Source organism: Fenollaria massiliensis, assembly GCF_000312505.2.
GTDB classification, from domain to species: Bacteria; Bacillota; Clostridia; order Tissierellales; family Peptoniphilaceae; genus Fenollaria; species Fenollaria massiliensis.
The window spans coordinates 195,732-212,840 of sequence record NZ_HG326226.1 but is presented as its reverse complement, the minus strand read 5'-3'; the positions used below and the strand labels follow the sequence as shown (position 1 = coordinate 212,840).

The 17,109-nt window shown below is 35.0% G+C and carries 20 protein-coding genes and 3 tRNA genes; 3 read left to right on the top strand and 20 right to left on the bottom strand.

The window, feature by feature from the left end; translation table 11 throughout:
* Positions 1-5: 5 nt before the first annotated feature.
* The 15 genes from murA to BN30_RS04710 form a co-directional block, all read right to left on the bottom strand.
* Complete coding sequence (gene murA, locus BN30_RS04780) at positions 6-1,274, bottom strand: UDP-N-acetylglucosamine 1-carboxyvinyltransferase (protein ID WP_019214374.1); 1,269 nt, start codon at positions 1,272-1,274, stop codon at positions 6-8.
* Between the two features lie 129 nt (positions 1,275-1,403).
* Positions 1,404-1,949: a rubrerythrin family protein gene (locus tag BN30_RS04775; protein ID WP_019214373.1), complete on the bottom strand. Its 546-nt coding sequence runs from the start codon at positions 1,947-1,949 to the stop codon at positions 1,404-1,406.
* 81 nt (positions 1,950-2,030) lie between these two features.
* Positions 2,031-2,522, bottom strand: a complete 492-nt coding sequence (locus BN30_RS04770; protein WP_019214372.1) for a ferritin — start codon at positions 2,520-2,522, stop codon at positions 2,031-2,033.
* 13 nt (positions 2,523-2,535) lie between these two features.
* Positions 2,536-3,144, bottom strand: coding sequence for a DUF4230 domain-containing protein (locus BN30_RS04765; protein ID WP_019214371.1), 609 nt, complete (start codon positions 3,142-3,144; stop codon positions 2,536-2,538).
* 1 nt (position 3,145) lies between these two features.
* Positions 3,146-3,430, bottom strand: coding sequence for a hypothetical protein (locus BN30_RS04760; protein ID WP_019214370.1), 285 nt, complete (start codon positions 3,428-3,430; stop codon positions 3,146-3,148).
* Between the two features lie 139 nt (positions 3,431-3,569).
* A tRNA-Phe gene (locus BN30_RS04755) sits at positions 3,570-3,645 on the bottom strand.
* A gap of 4 nt (positions 3,646-3,649) precedes the next feature.
* A tRNA-Ile gene (locus BN30_RS04750) sits at positions 3,650-3,726 on the bottom strand.
* A 137-nt stretch (positions 3,727-3,863) separates the two neighbouring features.
* A complete protein-coding gene (locus tag BN30_RS09615) occupies positions 3,864-4,673 on the bottom strand; it encodes an ATP synthase subunit B family protein (protein ID WP_019214369.1) in 810 nt (269 codons plus the stop codon).
* Between the two features lie 196 nt (positions 4,674-4,869).
* Complete coding sequence (locus BN30_RS04740) at positions 4,870-5,301, bottom strand: DUF2871 domain-containing protein (protein WP_019214368.1); 432 nt, start codon at positions 5,299-5,301, stop codon at positions 4,870-4,872.
* On the bottom strand, positions 5,282-5,962 hold the full coding sequence (locus tag BN30_RS04735; RefSeq protein ID WP_019214367.1) for a hypothetical protein: 681 nt from the start codon (positions 5,960-5,962) through the stop codon (positions 5,282-5,284). Before BN30_RS04735 ends, BN30_RS04740 begins: the two co-directional genes overlap by 20 nt.
* A 46-nt stretch (positions 5,963-6,008) precedes the next feature.
* Positions 6,009-6,560: a TetR/AcrR family transcriptional regulator gene (locus BN30_RS09060; RefSeq protein ID WP_019214366.1), complete on the bottom strand. Its 552-nt coding sequence runs from the start codon at positions 6,558-6,560 to the stop codon at positions 6,009-6,011.
* Positions 6,561-6,666: 106 nt separating this feature from the next.
* Complete coding sequence (locus BN30_RS04725) at positions 6,667-7,107, bottom strand: GNAT family N-acetyltransferase (RefSeq protein ID WP_019214365.1); 441 nt, start codon at positions 7,105-7,107, stop codon at positions 6,667-6,669.
* Between the two features lie 19 nt (positions 7,108-7,126).
* The gene (pcp, locus tag BN30_RS04720) at positions 7,127-7,768 is read right to left on the bottom strand and encodes a pyroglutamyl-peptidase I (RefSeq protein WP_019214364.1); all 642 of its coding nucleotides are present in this window, start codon (positions 7,766-7,768) and stop codon (positions 7,127-7,129) included.
* A gap of 41 nt (positions 7,769-7,809) precedes the next feature.
* Positions 7,810-8,808, bottom strand: a complete 999-nt coding sequence (locus BN30_RS04715) for a DUF979 domain-containing protein (protein ID WP_019214363.1) — start codon at positions 8,806-8,808, stop codon at positions 7,810-7,812.
* Positions 8,801-9,472 (bottom strand): DUF969 domain-containing protein, encoded by a 672-nt coding sequence (locus BN30_RS04710; RefSeq protein ID WP_019214362.1) that lies wholly within the window; start codon positions 9,470-9,472, stop codon positions 8,801-8,803. Before BN30_RS04710 ends, BN30_RS04715 begins: the two co-directional genes overlap by 8 nt.
* Positions 9,473-9,613: 141 nt before the next feature.
* Here BN30_RS04710 and BN30_RS04705 point away from each other — a divergent pair, with 141 nt between their 5' ends.
* Both BN30_RS04705 and BN30_RS04700 read left to right on the top strand, forming a co-directional pair.
* A complete protein-coding gene (locus BN30_RS04705) occupies positions 9,614-10,456 on the top strand; it encodes a C40 family peptidase (protein ID WP_019214361.1) in 843 nt (280 codons plus the stop codon).
* A 46-nt stretch (positions 10,457-10,502) separates the two neighbouring features.
* Positions 10,503-10,561, top strand: a tRNA-Arg gene (locus tag BN30_RS04700).
* A gap of 39 nt (positions 10,562-10,600) precedes the next feature.
* Here the strand turns inward: BN30_RS04700 and BN30_RS09610 are convergent.
* Positions 10,601-12,658, bottom strand: coding sequence for a glucosaminidase domain-containing protein (locus BN30_RS09610; protein WP_019214360.1), 2,058 nt, complete (start codon positions 12,656-12,658; stop codon positions 10,601-10,603).
* A 191-nt stretch (positions 12,659-12,849) separates the two neighbouring features.
* Between BN30_RS09610 and BN30_RS04690 the strand changes: the two genes are divergently transcribed.
* Positions 12,850-13,182, top strand: coding sequence for a hypothetical protein (locus BN30_RS04690; RefSeq protein WP_019214359.1), 333 nt, complete (start codon positions 12,850-12,852; stop codon positions 13,180-13,182).
* Positions 13,183-13,227: 45 nt separating this feature from the next.
* Here the strand turns inward: BN30_RS04690 and BN30_RS04685 are convergent, their stop codons facing one another.
* From BN30_RS04685 to BN30_RS04670, 4 genes are read right to left on the bottom strand one after another with little or no spacing between them, the layout of a single operon-like run.
* Positions 13,228-14,055, bottom strand: coding sequence for an ABC transporter permease subunit (locus BN30_RS04685; protein ID WP_019214358.1), 828 nt, complete (start codon positions 14,053-14,055; stop codon positions 13,228-13,230).
* The gene (locus tag BN30_RS04680) at positions 14,039-15,004 is read right to left on the bottom strand and encodes an ABC transporter permease (RefSeq protein ID WP_019214357.1); all 966 of its coding nucleotides are present in this window, start codon (positions 15,002-15,004) and stop codon (positions 14,039-14,041) included. Before BN30_RS04680 ends, BN30_RS04685 begins: the two co-directional genes overlap by 17 nt.
* The gene (locus tag BN30_RS04675) at positions 14,985-16,055 is read right to left on the bottom strand and encodes an ATP-binding cassette domain-containing protein (RefSeq protein WP_019214356.1); all 1,071 of its coding nucleotides are present in this window, start codon (positions 16,053-16,055) and stop codon (positions 14,985-14,987) included. Before BN30_RS04675 ends, BN30_RS04680 begins: the two co-directional genes overlap by 20 nt.
* Positions 16,048-17,109 carry a BMP family ABC transporter substrate-binding protein gene (locus BN30_RS04670; RefSeq protein ID WP_019214355.1) on the bottom strand — a complete coding sequence of 354 codons (1,062 nt, stop codon included), beginning with the start codon at positions 17,107-17,109 and terminating at the stop codon, positions 16,048-16,050. The genes BN30_RS04675 and BN30_RS04670 overlap by 8 nt, the downstream gene beginning before the upstream one ends.

Here is a 17,109-nt window from a genome sequence, read left to right as displayed (position 1 = left end):
CCTCCTTATTCCTCTACTCTATAGACTTTTGCGCCTAATGATCTAAATTTCTCTTCAAAATCTTCATATCCTCTATCGATATGATATATATCCGAAAGTGTTGTCTCTCCCTCTGCACATAGGGCTGCTATAACAAGTGCGGCCCCAGCTCTAAGGTCTGTCGCCCTAACTTCTGCCGCATGAAGCTTTTCCACGCCTCTAATCGTTGCCGTTCTATCCTCTACATCGATGTCTGCACCTAGCTTTCTTAGCTCTTCTACGTGCATAAATCTGTTTTCAAAAACAGTTTCGATTACCTCTGATTTTCCTTCGATAAGTGTTTCAAGCGCCATGAATTGAGCTTGCATATCTGTTGGAAATCCTGGATATGGTAGCGTCTTTACCTTGATTGGCTTAAGTTTTTTAGTCGCTATGATTCTTAATGAGTCAGCCTCTTCATATATTTCGCAGCCTGCTTCACGAAGCTTAGCTATAACCGGTCTCATGTGACTAACGATAACGTTATTTAGTATGATATCACCATGTGTTGCAGCTGCAGCGACCATGAAAGTACCTGCCTCTATCCTGTCTGGCATGATTTGATGAGTCGCTCCTAAAAGTTTTTCAACGCCTCTTATACGGATAGTTGAAGTGCCTGCGCCATATATCTTTGCGCCCATCTTGTTTAAAAAGTTTACCATGTCAACGATTTCTGGCTCCATAGCCGCGTTATCGATAACTGTCTCGCCTTGAGCAAGAACTGCCGCTAAGATAATATTTTGTGTTGCGCCAACCGATGGAAAGTCAAGATAAATCTTGTTACCAGCTAAATTATCTGCATGAGCAAATATATCTGTGTACTCATCAGCTTCTTCAACGTCAACGTTTACGCCAAGTGATCTAAAACCTTTTAAGTGCAAATCAACTGGTCTTGCGCCGATAGCGCATCCGCCCGGCATTGATGACCTTGCCTTACCCATCCTGCCGATAAGAGCCCCCATAACTATGAATGATGCTCTCATCTTATGCATCAATTGATAATCAACTTCGTATTTATTTATAGTATTTGAATTTATTTTTACTCTATGTTCATCTAATTTCTCAACCGTTGCCCCAAGTGACTCAAGTACTTCGCACATGACCTCAACATCTTTTAGCTTAGGTAAATCTTCTAAGATGATGTCTTCAGTGCCAAGTATAGTCGCAGCAAGTATTGGTAGTGCAGCATTTTTCGCGCCGCTGACTCTAACTTTTCCTAATAAAGGGCTCGATTCTTTTATAAGTAATTTTGCCAATTAAATACCTCTTTCTAATTTAATCAGTACTATTTTATCACATATGAACAAATATTTCTACTATTTTTATAAAAAAATTCCTATACGCTTATGGTACAGGAACTTTTTAAATATTTTTTAATTTTTTTATTAATATTCAACGAATTTTGATGCTAGTGCACTACAGATTGGGCACTTTTCTTCTTCGCCTGTTAATGAGATGAATCCGCATACTGGGCATAGATAAATCTTTTCTACGTCTAGGTCTTTTCCTGCGTCAACTGCTTCTTTTGCTTTTAAAAATAGTTTTTCATGAACTTTTTCTGCTTCGATCGCGAATTTCATTGCTGATACAGCGGCTTTTTCGCCTTGCTCTTCAGCGACTAATATGTAGCTTGGATACATTTCTGTATGTTCAAAATGTTCTCCACCTGCGGCTGCTTCTAGGTTTTTGGATGTACCGTGGTCACCAAATCCTGCGCCTGATGTTACTGAGAAGTCTCCTGAAAGATCTTTCATTGCTCTAAAGTGTAGATGAGCGTGAACTCTTTCTGCTTCTGCTGTTGCTTCAAAAAGTCTAGCTACGTTCTTATAGCCTTCTTTTTCTGCTGCACCTGCCCAATAAAGATAACGCATGTGCGCTTGTGATTCTCCTCCAAATGCTGATTGAAGGTTTGTTTGTGTCATTGCTCTCATAATTTTTCCCCCTAAAATTAATTTTATAGCATTGCTATATATATTTAAAGGGTGCACTTAAGCACCCTCAAATACTTATAATTATTCTCTTCTACCTAGTTCCTTATCATATAGATATAAGCCTGTGTAGCCATCTTTTAAGTTTTCTAATACTTCAACTATAGTTCTCATGTTGTCTTCTTCTTCAGCTTGTTCTTTTAAGAACCAGTTTAAGAATTCAACAACTACATAGTTCTTTTCCTTAAGTGCTAAGTCATAGATGTTTTCGATTCTCTTTGTAACTTCTTGTTCATGAGCGTAAGCTGTTTTAAAGATTTCAAGAACTGATTTGTATTCCTTTTTTGGTTCAGGAATAGCTTTTAATTCAACTCTTTCACCAATTTCTTCAATGAAGTTTTTAAATTTTGTAGCATGCTCGTACTCTTCTACAGCTTGTTTATCCATGAAGTGAGAGAAGCCATCCCAAGCTTTGTCCTTTAAATCATGTACCATAGCTAAGTAAATATAGCCACTTTCCAATTCAAAATTGTATTGTTCTACTAGAGCATCTACAACTTTCTTACTAATTTTCATATCAAAATACCTCCTAAATGTAATTAATTTTTATATCTTTAAAACCAAGGCCTTGAAGCAATTTTCTTAAGATTTTATCAGCATTATCTTGTGCTCTCTCAAGCAAACCATCTTTCTTAGCCTTTAGCTCTCGAGCGTTCAATTCTTTTTTAAGTGTGTCTTGGTAATCACCCAAGTCTAAAGGATTAAATATATTGTTCTTTTGATCAAGTATGACCATGGATTTTTCATCTAAAACGCTGTCTGTGATTGTTGCAACCGGCACATCAAGCTCAACGCTTGTCTCTTTTATGTCCTTAACAACAGCTTTACTAAGGTCAACGCCTGCTTTGATGTAGCCATTGTACTTTATGATGTAGCTTTTATCAGTGAAAGGTATCTTCATATCCATAAGAGTTAAACTGTCTTTGTATGTTAATATGTCTGTGTAATTGTACTCGACCGTTACTAAGTCTCCTATGTCTTCGATGGAAGCCTTTAGATTGTCAACTCTTTCTTCTTTATTTAGACCTATAAATTTCTTTCTAAAGAAGAAAAAATATACCGCAATCAAAGCTATAAGTAAAAATACTAAAATTCTATAAAAACGCAGTCTTCTCTGCCTTTGATTCATCCTTGTCATACTAAACCACCGGTGTATACATTTCAAAAACGCTATATACAGGAACTTTTTTATCCATAAGTGCCTTTAATATGGCTGGTATGTTCCTTATCTCAGTTTGTATTTGAAAACCGTTGTATCTAAAGACTATATCTTCAGATTTAATGTTTTCTAAACTTGATAATAGCTTGACTATATTATATTCTGAATAATCTTCACTCTTGTAATCGACAATAAAAAAAATCTTCTTTTTCTTGTCGAATTCTTTCTGCACATCTATCCTATTAATAAGAAGAACGTCATTCATAATATTCATCCTTTCTTTACACTAAGTATCGTCTGTTATAAATATACCCACTAAAGATTTAAAATAAACATTTATTTTCTTATTATAATAGCTATGGAAAATTTATGCAAAAAAATAAGCTTAAGCAAAAACTTAAGCTTGGTGCCCAGAGCCGGGATCGAACCAGCCACACGTAGATTTTCAGTCTACTGCTCTACCGACTGAGCTATCTGGGCAAATTGGTGGACCTTCAGGGACTCGAACCCCGGACCTGCCGGTTATGAGCCGGACGCTCTAACCAACTGAGCTAAAGGTCCCAACAACGAATATTATACAATAATGAAAAGAAAATGTCAAGAATTTTTTAAATTTTATTGAGATAAAAAAGTTTATAGACGACCTTTTCTAGCCGCCTATAAACTTTAAATATTATATTTCATAAAAATAATTATTCTTAATCGTAACTATAAAAATAAGAACTGATCTCATTAAATAAATCTTTATCATAATTATTTTTATCGTATTTTTTCATATCAAGCGCTCCATATACGTTGTAGACTTCATCAGGTAGTATTAGTTCGCCATCCTTTAAGCTTACAAAGGGACTAAACTTAAGTTCTCTGTCTTCGCCAGTAATGCTAATTTCTCCATTTGGCGCTATATCTGAAATATTTTGACAGATAAGAACAGGACCGGTAAAGGATTTTCCATCTAAAAAATCATTTTTAACTGGTGAAAGTTTTCCTGTGTCCAAAAGTTCTAGCTCTTTTAGTGAAACTTTTGCTGCTCTGTACTTTGGGATCACTATATAAAACTCTTGAGCCATAAGATAAGTATTATTAGCCTCTTCGTCCTTGGCAAGAACTAATAACTTATTTATGTCATTGACATCGTAGTACTCTGAGCTCCATAGCTTTAGCTTTGATAAAACTTCTTTTAAAGTCTCTTCGTCATAAGCGCTGCCCAAAGGGACTACCATAGCTTTTTTCGTATCATTCTTAAGACTAATGCCTAATTTTTCTGCCATAGCCACATATAAATCAGAATATTTTTTACTCTCTTCATCGTCTTTTTCGTCTTTTCTTTTAGCTTCTTCTAGCTCATTTTTTTCTCTCTCTGTTTCTCTTAATTGATCTTCAAGATATTTAATGCGCCTTTCTTCTTCTCTAAGCAAGTTTGTCTGTCTTATATATAAGAAAGAAACTACAGCTAAAGCAATAAGCAGTACACATATTATAAGTATCATAAATTGTTTTTTATTCATGTTCTCACTTCCTTTGATATAATTATACCACCATTATTGTAAAAAACGCTCATGTAACACAAATTTAATAAAAAGGGAAGCCTCATCATTTGATGAGGCTCTAAAAAGAAATGAGGGGTAGAATAAAGTATATTCTGTATTTATGAATTTTAATTAATTTATTGCAAAATAAAATTATGAGTTTTGTTATTATAAATTAATCTTTTATTACTTGTTTTAGCGATAAGAATAAAAATGCGATCCCTATAGTGATTGATGCGTGTCCTGCTCCAGCTGTCCAAGATATAATTGCGTCTACTAAATTATTGCTTATGGCTAAAACTTCATATACGCCTCTTGCAAATAACATTGAAGCTGTTATAATAAGTCCAAAATTGTAATAATCATAGAAACGTTTAAAATATTCACTCTTAGTAAGATCTGTGATTAAAGCAAATGCTGTAACGATTAAAAACATTATCATTCCTAAAGCAAAAAGATGTGTGTGAACCTTTCCAAGTCTTGTAACTCCTGTAAACGCCATGTACTTTGTAAATTCTCTGTGAAAAACTCCAGCCAATAATCCAGCAATGGCATAAATAAATGCTGTGTCAATTAATTTTCTCTTGCTAATTTCTTTCTTTTTCATACCTTTCTCCTTTCATGTCCAAATACCCAATCAAAACTGTCCATACATAAGCGCAAGTCTTTGGTATCATAAGTAAACCAATATTTGGATACTTTTGTGAGTATAAAACAACTGGTGCATAAAAAGCAAAACTTAAAAATATAGTAAACCACATATATTTAAAATTTTTGTCCTTATGCTCTTTTTGTGATTTATAAAAAATCAACATAATTATAATTCCTATCAATAAAAATGGCAAATTTCTATATATCGCCCAGGACAATGGTGGATTAAGCGATAAAAAATCATTTATCGGGCAAAGGCAAAGAAGCACTCTAAGCAAAGCTAAGCCATATATTGTCATAGTTAATTCGCGTCTATCACTAATTTTGTAGCGAAGACGCCAAACATAATAAAGAATTACGTAAAAGACTGTCATGGTGATGGATGTGATGAGCTTACCAAGGCCAAGAAGCGCCACATAATTTTCTTCACCTGTTGTTAATAAAGCTATCATCCTAGGAATTAAGTGAAAAGCGTCTCCAAAGCCTAGTACTAATGCCATAAGCCCAAAGAGATGATACTCTTTTCTGCCCTTTGCCTCTCTCAACATGATTGTTCCGATACTAATAACTGTGATTAAATAAATAGCATCGAAAAGACTTTCAAAAATTGCTCGCATTTACACCACTCCTTTTATAAGTGCCTTGCCGATATTTCAAGGGCTACTAATATATCAATTTTTCAACTGCTTTTATAAAAAAATCTTTATCGAAATTCTTATCAAGTATAAGACTCATTATATTTAAAACAATTAAATTTATAAATCCCTCAGCTTTAAAATCATCTGAGAATGCATCTTCTTTAAGAGATTTATCCATGTACAAAACTTCTAAGAGTCTTGACTTAAGTCTAGCGATATATAATTGCATTGATGACTTTGCCTTTGACTTATCATTAGTTTGAAGCATAAGAGTATGAAGAGTGAAAAAGTTTGGATACTTTTTAACCCCTGAATCTATATGATCAAAAAGACTTTTCAAAAACTCTGAAAAAGATAATACTTCTTTATCATCTGCCTGAAATATATCTTCCCAAACACTTTTTATTGCTTCAACGATAAGTTCATCCTTAGAAGGAAAATAATAATAAATAATCCCAACTGACAAATTAAGCTCATTGGCAAGCCCTCTAATGCTAAGTGCATTAAGACCGTCTCTTGCGACTATTTCTCTAATTTTCAATATTATAGCATCCTTTGTTGTATGAGAATTGTTCATACGTCCTCCTAACTGAACCATGTTCAATATTATTATAGCATTGATTAATTTTTTTGTCAATAGTTTTGCGTTAAAAAAAAGACTAGAGTTCATCTAGTCTTTGTCTTTAATTAAATGGATGATAGAAAACTGCTGAATCATCTAAATCAAAAGCGCCTTCCTTTATATAAAATTTATATGCATCAGAATTTTTTAGTGTAGTGAAGAATGCGCCGCTCACACCAATATTTTTTAATTCGTCCCTTGCTCCCTCATATAATTTTTTTGCTATGCCTTGTCTTCTATAGGCGTTTGAAACAAAGAGTTCATCTATATAATAAGTCCTTTGCTTTGAATATGGTCTAATATTTCCCAAGATGGCTCCGAGTGCATCATCCCCATCACAAGCGATAAGGCCAAAAAAGTTTGGAAAGGCTAAAAGGCACTTTATTGCTTCTTCAGCGCTCTCTTCTGTCCACTCGTCGTTCCAAGGCGCTTCGTTATAAACCGACTTCAAAAGCTTAGCTAGTTTTTCAATATCTTTTTCTTCGATTTTTCTAATTATCATAAATATCTCTTTATTTTTATTAGTGAGTCTTGCCTCCTGTTACCTTAATGTCATCCTTATTATTTACAATCGCTTCTATAGCTAGTGTCAAGCCTTTGACAATAGTATCAAGCGCCATCGATGGCATGTTCTTCTTATCTACAACTTGTTCTGGTAGGAATGGAATGTGTATAAATCCTGTTCTCATTTCATTGTGCTTAGTAGCTTGTATATGTGCTACGCCGTATAGTACGTGGTTGCAGATAAAGGTACCTGCTGTGTTTGATACGCTTGCTGGCACTCCGCCATCTTGTATGTTTTTCACCATGGCCTTGATTGGAAGTGTCGAGAAATATGCCGCTGGTCCATCTTCAGCAACTTTTTCATCTATAGGTTGATTGCCTTCGTTGTCCTTTATTCTGCAGTCGTCGCAGTTGATGCCGACTCTTTCAACAGTGATGTCAGGTCTGCCGCCTGCTTGTCCAATTGATAAAACAACATCTGGATGCACTTCTTCAATCTTCTCTCTAATTTTATCTACTGATTTACCTATTACAGTAGGTATCTCTAACTTAATTATTTCAGCTCCGGCAATTGTATCAGGAAGTTTCTTTACTGATTCAATCGCTGGGTTGATCTTTTCTCCGCCAAAGGGGTCAAAGCCTGTTACTAATATCTTCAAAATATCGTCTCCTTTCAAGTTCTTTCTCTTTTTTCTAAATTTTATCTAAATCCTATTAATAACATTAATATAATGTGTACTACGATTAAAGGTATAGCAACTGGTGCTTGTGCCTTTATTATAGTGTATTTATCTTTTGTTTCAAGTATTGCGCCTGGAACTATATTGAAGTTTGCAGCCATCGGTGTTAGTAGTGTACCACAGTAGCCGCAAGTCATACCAAGTGCGCCTATGATGGCAGGATTACCGCCATTGGCAATAACAAATGGAACGCCAACGCCTAGTGTAATAACTGTAAACGCCGCGAAGGCATTACCCATAATCATAGTAAAGACTACCATACCAACGCAATAAGCGATTACGCCTAAAACTTTTGCTTCAGCTGGAACTACAGCTGAAACGCCTGAGCCAATGATTTCGCCAACGCCTGCTGCTGCGAATACTGTTCCTAGTGCTCCAAGTAGTTGAGGAAGTAATGATGAACTGCCTATTTGCATAAGCATCTTACTTGTATCTTCCTTTGTTTCAGAGTATTTTGCTTTTGTTATGATAAGTGCGATGATGATGGCAAGTACTGATGAAATGCCAAGTGTTTGAGCTGATGTGAATCCGAAGAATACATCTGCGCCATCTTTTACGTCAACAGCTAATTTAAAGCTCTTGAATTGTGCCATAATCATGGCGATGGCTCCTATTGCAAGTGCTGGAATAAATATCTTGTTTCCAACTTTCTTACCATAAGCTACTTTTTGTTCTTCATCTTGTGCCTTGAACTCGCCTATTTGCACTTGTTTTGTAAGTGTTAGTGCGCCTAATAGCATTAAGCAGCCGCCTATGATGGCTCCGCCATGTTCATTGCTATCGATAATAAACTTACCTGCTCCAAAAAGTATACCTAAAATTGTCCAGAAAAGAAATGTACCGATAGGAGCTTTTTTATTCTTTAATCCTCTAATTCCAGTCATAATGCAGACGATACCACATAAAATGTAGATGACTTCATCAATTATAGCTGAATTAGCATATATAAATTTAAACATTCTTTAGCTCCTTTCTTAAACTTCTTTCAAATAGGTAGCATTGAACTAGTGATAAAATCACCATTGCAACGCCGGCTAGTATTGAGCCTTGAGCGATTTCTGCGTTTGTTACTTGGTAGCCAGCTCCTGCTAGTGTACCTTGTATTAATAAAACACCGCTCGCAACTGGGAATATGTTTTGTCCGAAGAAGTTTCCGTAGTTTTCTGCGGCACCTGCAAGTCCCTTAAGCTCTTCTAATTTCTTTTCTGAAAGATTAACAGTTTTTGCTGCAGCACCTTCAGCCATAGGTAGTATAAGTGGTCTAACGAATTGAATGTGTCCACCTAATCTTAAAGATAATATAGCTGCCACCCATCTAATTAAGATGTATAAGCCAACAACGCCACCTGCGCTTGCTGATTTAATCTTCCTAATGGCATCAGCCGCTCTGTCTTTAAGTCCGTACCTTTCCATAATAGCGATTAGCGGTAGACTTAAGAAGAATAGTGACATGTATCTGTTTGTTACAAAGCCCTTTCCAATCAAGTCTAAAACTTCTACTAATGACATACCTGATACCAAGCCAGTTACTAGGCCAGATATCAAAACGACTGCTACAACATCAAGCTTTAGTGCAAAGCCGACAACTATTAGCAGTACGCCTATTAAAACTAAGTAATTCATATATATACCTCCTTTTTTAAATTATACCATATTTAAACTATTAATACACTAAATTTAATTATTTTTTTACAAATTTCGCACTTGCTATAAAAACTATTTACATATATAATAGTAATAAGAAAATAGTTATAGGAGGTTATTATGAGAAAAAAGATTTTTATTTTGCTTATAGGCATATTCTTACTAACAAGCAAAGCTAGTGCGCGTAACACTGCCACTGTTAAAGATGTAAATATAAGTGTCGACGGCAATATTCAAAGCGTTAGCTGCTACAATATCAAGGGATATAACTATTTCAAATTAAGGGACGTGGCTAAACTTATGATGGGTACTCAAAAGGGTTTTGCAGTTGAGCTTGATGAAGGCACTCCCGTTGTGGTAAGAGAAGGCACTTATCAAGAGAATGGCAGCGAGCTTGCTAAACTTAACTCTAATAAACTTAAGGTAAATCCAAAGTTTAAATACTTAGGTATGAGACCTAGCTATACGTCTTTGATAGTTAAATCATATAATATTAATAACTATAATTACATGAGCCTTAGAGATATTGCTTGTGCTGCGAATTTTTCAATCGGCTATGATGCTTCGTCAAGAACCATAATCATAGATAGCGCAAATGAATTTGTTTATCAAAGTCCACCAAGGGCTGAAAAGGTTGAGACTATGATTGATTATGTGTACTCAGTTTTAGGAGCACCGTATTCGGCTGTAGACTGCTCAGGTCTTGTGTCGTCAGCTATACAAGTAGCGGGCTTTGATGTGCCAGCTGATGGACTTTATTCGTGGACGCTTGATTGGTATCCAGAATCTTTCGTCGAAATACCTATGAATCAATTACAAAAAGGAGATATTCTAAATAATGCTGGTCAGCACATGATGCTCTACATTGGTAATGGTATGGTCGCTGAATCAATTGAAACAACTGGTGTAAGAATAACAAAGCTAAGAACAAAAGGCTATAAAGCTTATAGAATTACTGAATAAATAAAATAAATCCTCTGGTGTAATCCAGAGGATTTTTGATGTCAATAACTTATATAGAGTGTCTGTCTACGAACCAGAAGGTCGGGGGTTCGACTCCCTCATGATGCAGCAAAAAAGAGCAAGGCTTCTGCCCTGCTCTATATTTTATAAATTAACTTTATCTAGCTCTTTTAAATTATATTTATCGATGATGGCCTTAAGCTTTGCTGGATACTTAGGGTCAGTTGCGTAACCGCATCTCTTGATTGCGTATACACCTCTTTGGTCGTTAAACATAACTTTTCTAAATGGTGTGTACCATTTCTTTGCGAAGAATAATTCAGTATGATCAGTGAAGGACTCATCCGCAGATTTATAAGCTCTAAACTTGTCATCAATAGTCACCTTGACATTGTTATAAACTTCCGATGTAGTGATGGTTACAGAACCGTTTGAAGATGATCCTTTTATACCGAATAGATTGTTTGAGAACTTTCCTGTGTACTTATCAACTGGTACTGATTGACCCCAACCCGACTCAAGTATAGCTTGCGCTGTAGTGATAGCACCGCTTAGATCGGTTCTTAAAAATTCGCGTCTAGCCACTTTTTTAGTATAGTCAAGGAATTTATCTTTTGCCATTAGTGGCTGCTTTGTATAAATTTTTCCTGTGTATATCCTAAATTTTATGCTCTCGCCCTTGATAAAAGCGTCAATTTGATTGCCTGTAGCATAAATTTCGTTCTCGCCCTCATCTTCGGCGCTAACATTGTATCTATATTTTTCGCCATAAGTCACATTTTCAGCTATGGTCTTAGATTTTCCTGTTCTAAGATTTTTGATATAGTAGTTAACGCTGTTCACGCCAACATTTGCCACAGCATTTAAGTCTATATACTTATGAATGATGCTGCCTGGAGCAACGCCTTGCAATAAAAGCTTTGAATCGCCCTTAATCATCACAAGTTTGTGTTCACTCTCCATAGTCTTTCCGCTCGCGTCAATGCATCTTACAAAAACTTCTTTTTGACCTGCATTTTTAATATTTGGGAAAAACTTGCAAGCGCCATATGATTTTGATTCAATCACTTCTTCAGCACCTGTCACTGGGTCTCTCAAAACATAATCAGTTCTCATTACGTCAAAATTTCTTTGCGCATTAAGCGTTACTTGTCCTGAGATGATACCATCTTTAGGTACGCCTGTTATATTTAAGTATGGATTTATGCTCATGGTGAAAGTTTTTGTCTCGCCAAAGTGTTCATTGCCCAGTTCGTCAAAGGCAGATAGCATGATAGAGTAGCTGCCAGCGTCTAGATAGCTTGGCTTGAATAAAAATTCTCCCTCAGGATCAAGATTGTCCTTTGTTTCAGTCTTGCCTGTAGTTAGATTAGTTACAGTCGCCTTCATCTTTGATGCGATAAAGTTTATATCTGGTGTAATCTTTAACTCATCTTGAACAAAGCCGCCGTTTTCAACGCCTGAGTAAGTTACTCTTGGAAGTACATTTAAATTAATTTTTGCTCCTGCCGCGTCAATTACTCTGCCCTTTTCATCATAAAGAGCAAGAACTAATTTTTTGCTTCCCTCGTCCTTAAGACTTGGTATAAACTCAAGTGCTTCAGCTGCACTTGTCTTTACGTCTTGTATATAGCCTTCGTTTTTGTCATTTAATAACAATAGCTTTGCCTTTGCAAAATTTTTACTTGTGACAAAAGTAAAATTCATCTTAGTTGATATTGTTTGATTAGGTACAAGGCCGACTATAGTAGTGCTTGGAGAAACTGTATCAAAATTATTGGAATCAATAGTAACAGTGCTTGTAGCTTTATCGTAGCCGACAGCTATGTTCATAAGCTCAGCTATGGCTCTTAATGGTAAATAAGTTTTGCGATTAACAATGCAAGGACTGGCGTCAGTAAATTTAAGCGAGCCATCACTATTATCAATAATCTTTGAATCGATATATAGCTTAAAACTATTGCTACTATCACTAACTGTGACGCTCTTTTCGTCGTTGTTCCACTGAACTTCCTTGCCTAAAGCTTCCCCGATGAAACGAAGCGGAACTAAGGTCCTTCTGTTCTTGACAATGGGGCTCGCGCTCTTTGTTACGTTGTTTCCGTCTATAATTAAATTAAGTGACGCCGCCTTTGAGCTCATATTCATAAGGCCTAAAAGCAGTATCGAGACTATAAATAAATTTCTAATTAGCTTTTTCATTCTTTCACCTCTTTTTTTATTATATCATAAAAATTTTTTCTTAGCAATTTTAAAATTATTATAATTTTCGTTTTAAAATTTTATTACATGGGTATTAATTTAATGAACTAAATTGATTGAAAATTTAACAGCAATTAAACTCTATATAAGTATGGGTATACTGTTAATTTAACTATGAGGAGGTATTTAATATGATGAAATCATTCCAAAGGTTTATCGCAATTTATATAATGAAGTGTTTTACATTTGAAATATTTAATAGTTTCATTTTTGGCAAAGTACAAGATATAAGTACGATAATACAAATAATAAATGATAGGATTAATAATCCAAAAGCTGTTCCTTTAGGTGACTCAGGATATCTTCACGCTGAAAGGCAACTTATATCTCCAATTCCCACTTTATCAATAATAGCTAATATACTTATGATAGCTTTTTATGTTGCTATGGCAAGAGAATTATATTTAATGTATAAGTATGGGATAGACAAGTTACAAGAAAAAAAGGAAAGTGAAAATAAATAATTAAATTTCAGTTTAAAATAGTCCAGTAAATCTACATAAAAGTATTTACTGGACTATTTTTTTGCTATATTTTGTAAAATATAAAAAAAGCAAAATCACAAGGTATGGAATTAAATCTAAAAGTTTGTAATTTATAAAACCTAGGCTTTGTAAAGAGCCTGCAAGATAAGTAAAGACTGCGTATACAAGGCTTGCAATTGGCGTTAATATTGGGTGTATTGCCGAGAAACCTTCAAGCGCCAAGCATACGTAGCCCATATTTTGAGAAATATTTTCTGTGAAGTATGAAAAATATGAAAGCGATAAGAAGCTTCCCACAAGTGCTGCAAAAGCTGAAGCAAAGAGATTGGCAGTAAAATTTGCCTTTCCAATATCTATTTTTCTAAATAAAGCCTTTTTTTCGTCAAGGCCCACGGCTCTTAGCTCAAGTCCTGATTTTGTTTTATATAAAAATATATAATAGATAAGGCTTAATAATAATCCCAAAACTATAAATATGTCTACGCCAAAAATATTTACGTTAAAATCAATCTTTACAGAGCTCGACATGGCGAGATCACCTGCATACAGATAAAGCATAAGTCCTGATAGACCGCGAAGAATAAGGTTCATCGCTATGCCATAAACAATATCAGATGCGCCTTTCTTTTTTGTTAAATAAATAAAACTTGTATTTATCGCAAGCGTTACGAGTGTCGCTGCAAAAACGCTCATGGTAAAGGACTGCGTTTCGCTATAAACAATAAGCGCTGTTATTGCTGAGATATTCACAAGGCCGTCCGCATGTAAAAGACATAGGCCAATATTTCGCATCGCATTGATGGCTAGGCACAATAAAAATATGCGTATAAATGCTCTAAGAATTTCTGTCATCGCGCGCCTCCAATATCGATATAAAGATGAGTATGCCTTGCATTAGGTACATCACAGACGAAACGAATGAAAATTCGGTCTGCATGACAAGGCTTAAAAGTCTTATGTATGTAATTAAAATGGCTGGATAGGCAAGTTTTTTAAAGTCGCCGCGAGCAAGTAAAGACACAGTTATCGCGTCAAATCCATAGCCTGTGAATCCTTGAAGCGAAAAGCGCTCATAATTTAAAAATAAATATAAAAATGCTGCCACAGATGTAAGCGTAGCAAGGCAAAGGTCAATTGCCCTCTTTTCTTTATTTATATCAGTTCCAGTTGAGATTAAAATGCTTGGCGCGTCCTTAATTATTTTTAATTTATTTATTAGAGAGAATTTAATTGCAAAAATTATAAAAATAACAAGAGCAGCTACAGCTATAAGAATGCCTAATCTTAAATCAAGATTAAAATCAAATTTTTTAGTAACAGCTGAAGAAATATTTTCATCCGAGAAAAATGTATAGACCAAATAATTTACTAAGCCTAAAATTAGATAGTTAAATATAAGTGATGAAATTATAAGTTTATTGGCATCGCCTCTTGAAACTTTTTTAGGCACTTGCCAAATTAAAAATAAAATTAATGGCAGAAATATTATAGGCGCAAAAGCTTTTCCTAAATAAATCGCAGCTAGCGCTGATAAAAATACACCCATGTGAAAAATGCCTTCAAGCGAAAAATTCATCTCGCCCATTGACAAGGAAAGGTTCATCGCAAGAGACAAAAGTCCGACTATAAGAAATTCTTTGATAAAACTTATTCTGTAAAAAGGCGAAGTGAATGGCTTTGCAGCCGCTATAAATATTTCGCTTATTGATATATGAGAGACTATTGCCACCAAAAAAAGTGTTAGAAGCATCAAAAAAGGATATAGCAAAATGAAATATCTCTTAAATGATCTTGATTTCATCTACTATATCCTCCTTTAATTCTTCGTAATCGTCCGAGATGATGTAAATCGTCTTGCCCTCATCTCGCCTCTTTACTATCTCTTTTTGAGCAAGGGCCTTCGCTTCGAAGTCCATGCCTTTTTTGTAATTATATAAAATGTATACGTCTTCATCACGCTCAAGCTCTCTAAAGAAGACAAGTTTTTGTAAATTGCCTCCAGAAAGAGTTTTGGTGATGTCATTTGCCTTAAACTTTAATTTGTATTTTGCAATAAATTCTTCGGCTTTTTTTATATAATCAGTCTTAATATTTTTTAATATATCATATATAAAAATGTTCTTATATGCTGCTTCGTCCATAAGGAGCGCCATTCTAACATCCTTTGGAACGTAAGCAAATTGCTTGAATTTTTTAAGTACTTCGTTTATTTTAGCATCATCTTTTATATATATGCCAATAATTTTTTTGTTTGTATTATTTTCTAGAACCTCATTTTTTTGATCAAGTATATTTTTTTGCTTATCTAAGAAAATTTCTCTAGCATCAAAATTTTGAATAAAATCCTCATCATGCGAAACCATTAAAAAGCTCTTATTCGATAACTTGATGTAGCGGGTTAGTTTTTTACTCGCCATATAATCAAGCGCCGTACTCACCTCGTCAAGCAGTATCAGCTTTTTTTCACTTAGGCTCATCGCAATTAGCTCAAGCGTTTGTTTTTCTATAGTCGTCATAAATTTTAATTTGCGCTCAAGACCATTTATATAAAAAGGCGATGTCTTCACTAAATTTTTTACTTCTTTTTCCGCTAGGCCTATGGCGATGGCGATATTGTCATAGCCATTAAGTTCATCGAAGAGCATAAAGCTTTGACTCACCACGAAAGCATCGTCAGAAATTATCTCGCCAGTGTAATTTTTTAAATCGCCATGAATGAGCTTTAGAAGAGTCGTTTTGCCTGCGCCGTTCTTGCCCACAAGAAAGGCAAGTCTTTCATTAATCTCTAGGCTAAAATTATTAAAAATTTTATTTTCGCCATAAGCAAAGCTCAAATCTTTTATCTTAATCATTAAATTCGCTCCTGATAGTAATTTTATCAGCTTTTAACTCTTTAATAATCTCATTTATCTTAGCTCTATCTGCCTCGCTGACTGTGTTTTTATAAAAATCATTGTCAGCTATGCCGATGGCGTCATCTTTTATGCCTAAAAATTCTGTTTTGCCAAATATTTTTTCACCTGCTTTATACTTGTCAATCGCTCTTAATAATGATGTATCAACTCTTTTTAGTATTGAAGTCAAGATGTATTTTGCTTTTTCTTCGCCAAGTAAAGCTGCTTGATCTGAGTCAACGCCTATGACGTAGTGCTCTGTCTCAGCTGCTGCGTCAATTATGCCAAGACCAGCTATGGATGCGGCATTGAAAATAATGTCAACATCCTTCTCCTTGTATAAAATATTAGCCAAATCTTTTGCCTTAATCGCATCAGTAAAATTGCCAACGTAGCTTGTCAAGACTTTGATGTCCTTATCGATGTATTTTGCTCCGTCCTCATAACCAAGTAAAAAGTCCTTAACTATCTTATTATCCATGCCGCCAATTAAGCCGATATTTTTGCTTTTTTTAGCAAAGTCATATCCCTCGCCATTCTCTACAAGTCCAGCAAGTGCTCCAGCTAAGAAGCCGCCTTCATTTTGCTTATAAAGAATCGAGTAGATATTATCATACTTTTTCTCGCCGTCGTTGGCATTGTCATCAAAAAGTATAAAATTTTGCTCTGGATATTTTTCAGAAATTTTTTGCACCTTATCCTTAAGCTGCCAAGTGCCAACTACAATGATGTCATAAGACTTTGAGCTGACATTTTCTTCAAGTATCGCATTGTACTTTGTCTCGTCAACACCCATCTCTATGGTTTTAGTAGTAATTTCTGGATACTTTTCCTTGATTAAGTTCATGCCAGCTTCAGCGCTATCGAAAAAACTTTTATCGCCAAGTGTGCCATTGATAAGTAAAAGTATACTTAAATCTTTTTTATCATCTTTACTAATTTTTCCATCTCTAGCACATCCTGTTAAAGCGAGGCATAAAACCATAAGCATGGCCAATATTTTTTTATACAT

Bases quoted from the DNA above. Each gene is read 5' to 3' on its own strand.
- BN30_RS04775 (WP_019214373.1), bottom strand. From the start codon at position 1,949: ATGAGAGCAATGACACAAACAAACCTTCAATCAGCATTTGGAGGAGAA.
- BN30_RS04770 (WP_019214372.1), bottom strand. From the start codon at position 2,522: ATGAAAATTAGTAAGAAAGTTGTAGATGCTCTAGTAGAACAATACAAT.
- BN30_RS04765 (WP_019214371.1), bottom strand. From the start codon at position 3,144: ATGACAAGGATGAATCAAAGGCAGAGAAGACTGCGTTTTTATAGAATT.
- BN30_RS04760 (WP_019214370.1), bottom strand. From the start codon at position 3,430: ATGAATGACGTTCTTCTTATTAATAGGATAGATGTGCAGAAAGAATTC.
- BN30_RS09615 (WP_019214369.1), bottom strand. From the start codon at position 4,673: ATGAATAAAAAACAATTTATGATACTTATAATATGTGTACTGCTTATT.
- BN30_RS04740 (WP_019214368.1), bottom strand. From the start codon at position 5,301: ATGAAAAAGAAAGAAATTAGCAAGAGAAAATTAATTGACACAGCATTT.
- BN30_RS04735 (WP_019214367.1), bottom strand. From the start codon at position 5,962: ATGCGAGCAATTTTTGAAAGTCTTTTCGATGCTATTTATTTAATCACA.
- BN30_RS09060 (WP_019214366.1), bottom strand. From the start codon at position 6,560: ATGAACAATTCTCATACAACAAAGGATGCTATAATATTGAAAATTAGA.
- BN30_RS04725 (WP_019214365.1), bottom strand. From the start codon at position 7,107: ATGATAATTAGAAAAATCGAAGAAAAAGATATTGAAAAACTAGCTAAG.
- BN30_RS04715 (WP_019214363.1), bottom strand. From the start codon at position 8,808: ATGTTTAAATTTATATATGCTAATTCAGCTATAATTGATGAAGTCATC.
- BN30_RS04710 (WP_019214362.1), bottom strand. From the start codon at position 9,472: ATGAATTACTTAGTTTTAATAGGCGTACTGCTAATAGTTGTCGGCTTT.
- BN30_RS04705 (WP_019214361.1), top strand. From the start codon at position 9,614: ATGAGAAAAAAGATTTTTATTTTGCTTATAGGCATATTCTTACTAACA.
- BN30_RS09610 (WP_019214360.1), bottom strand. From the start codon at position 12,658: ATGAAAAAGCTAATTAGAAATTTATTTATAGTCTCGATACTGCTTTTA.
- BN30_RS04690 (WP_019214359.1), top strand. From the start codon at position 12,850: ATGATGAAATCATTCCAAAGGTTTATCGCAATTTATATAATGAAGTGT.
- BN30_RS04685 (WP_019214358.1), bottom strand. From the start codon at position 14,055: ATGACAGAAATTCTTAGAGCATTTATACGCATATTTTTATTGTGCCTA.
- BN30_RS04680 (WP_019214357.1), bottom strand. From the start codon at position 15,004: ATGAAATCAAGATCATTTAAGAGATATTTCATTTTGCTATATCCTTTT.
- BN30_RS04675 (WP_019214356.1), bottom strand. From the start codon at position 16,055: ATGATTAAGATAAAAGATTTGAGCTTTGCTTATGGCGAAAATAAAATT.
- BN30_RS04670 (WP_019214355.1), bottom strand. From the start codon at position 17,109: ATGTATAAAAAAATATTGGCCATGCTTATGGTTTTATGCCTCGCTTTA.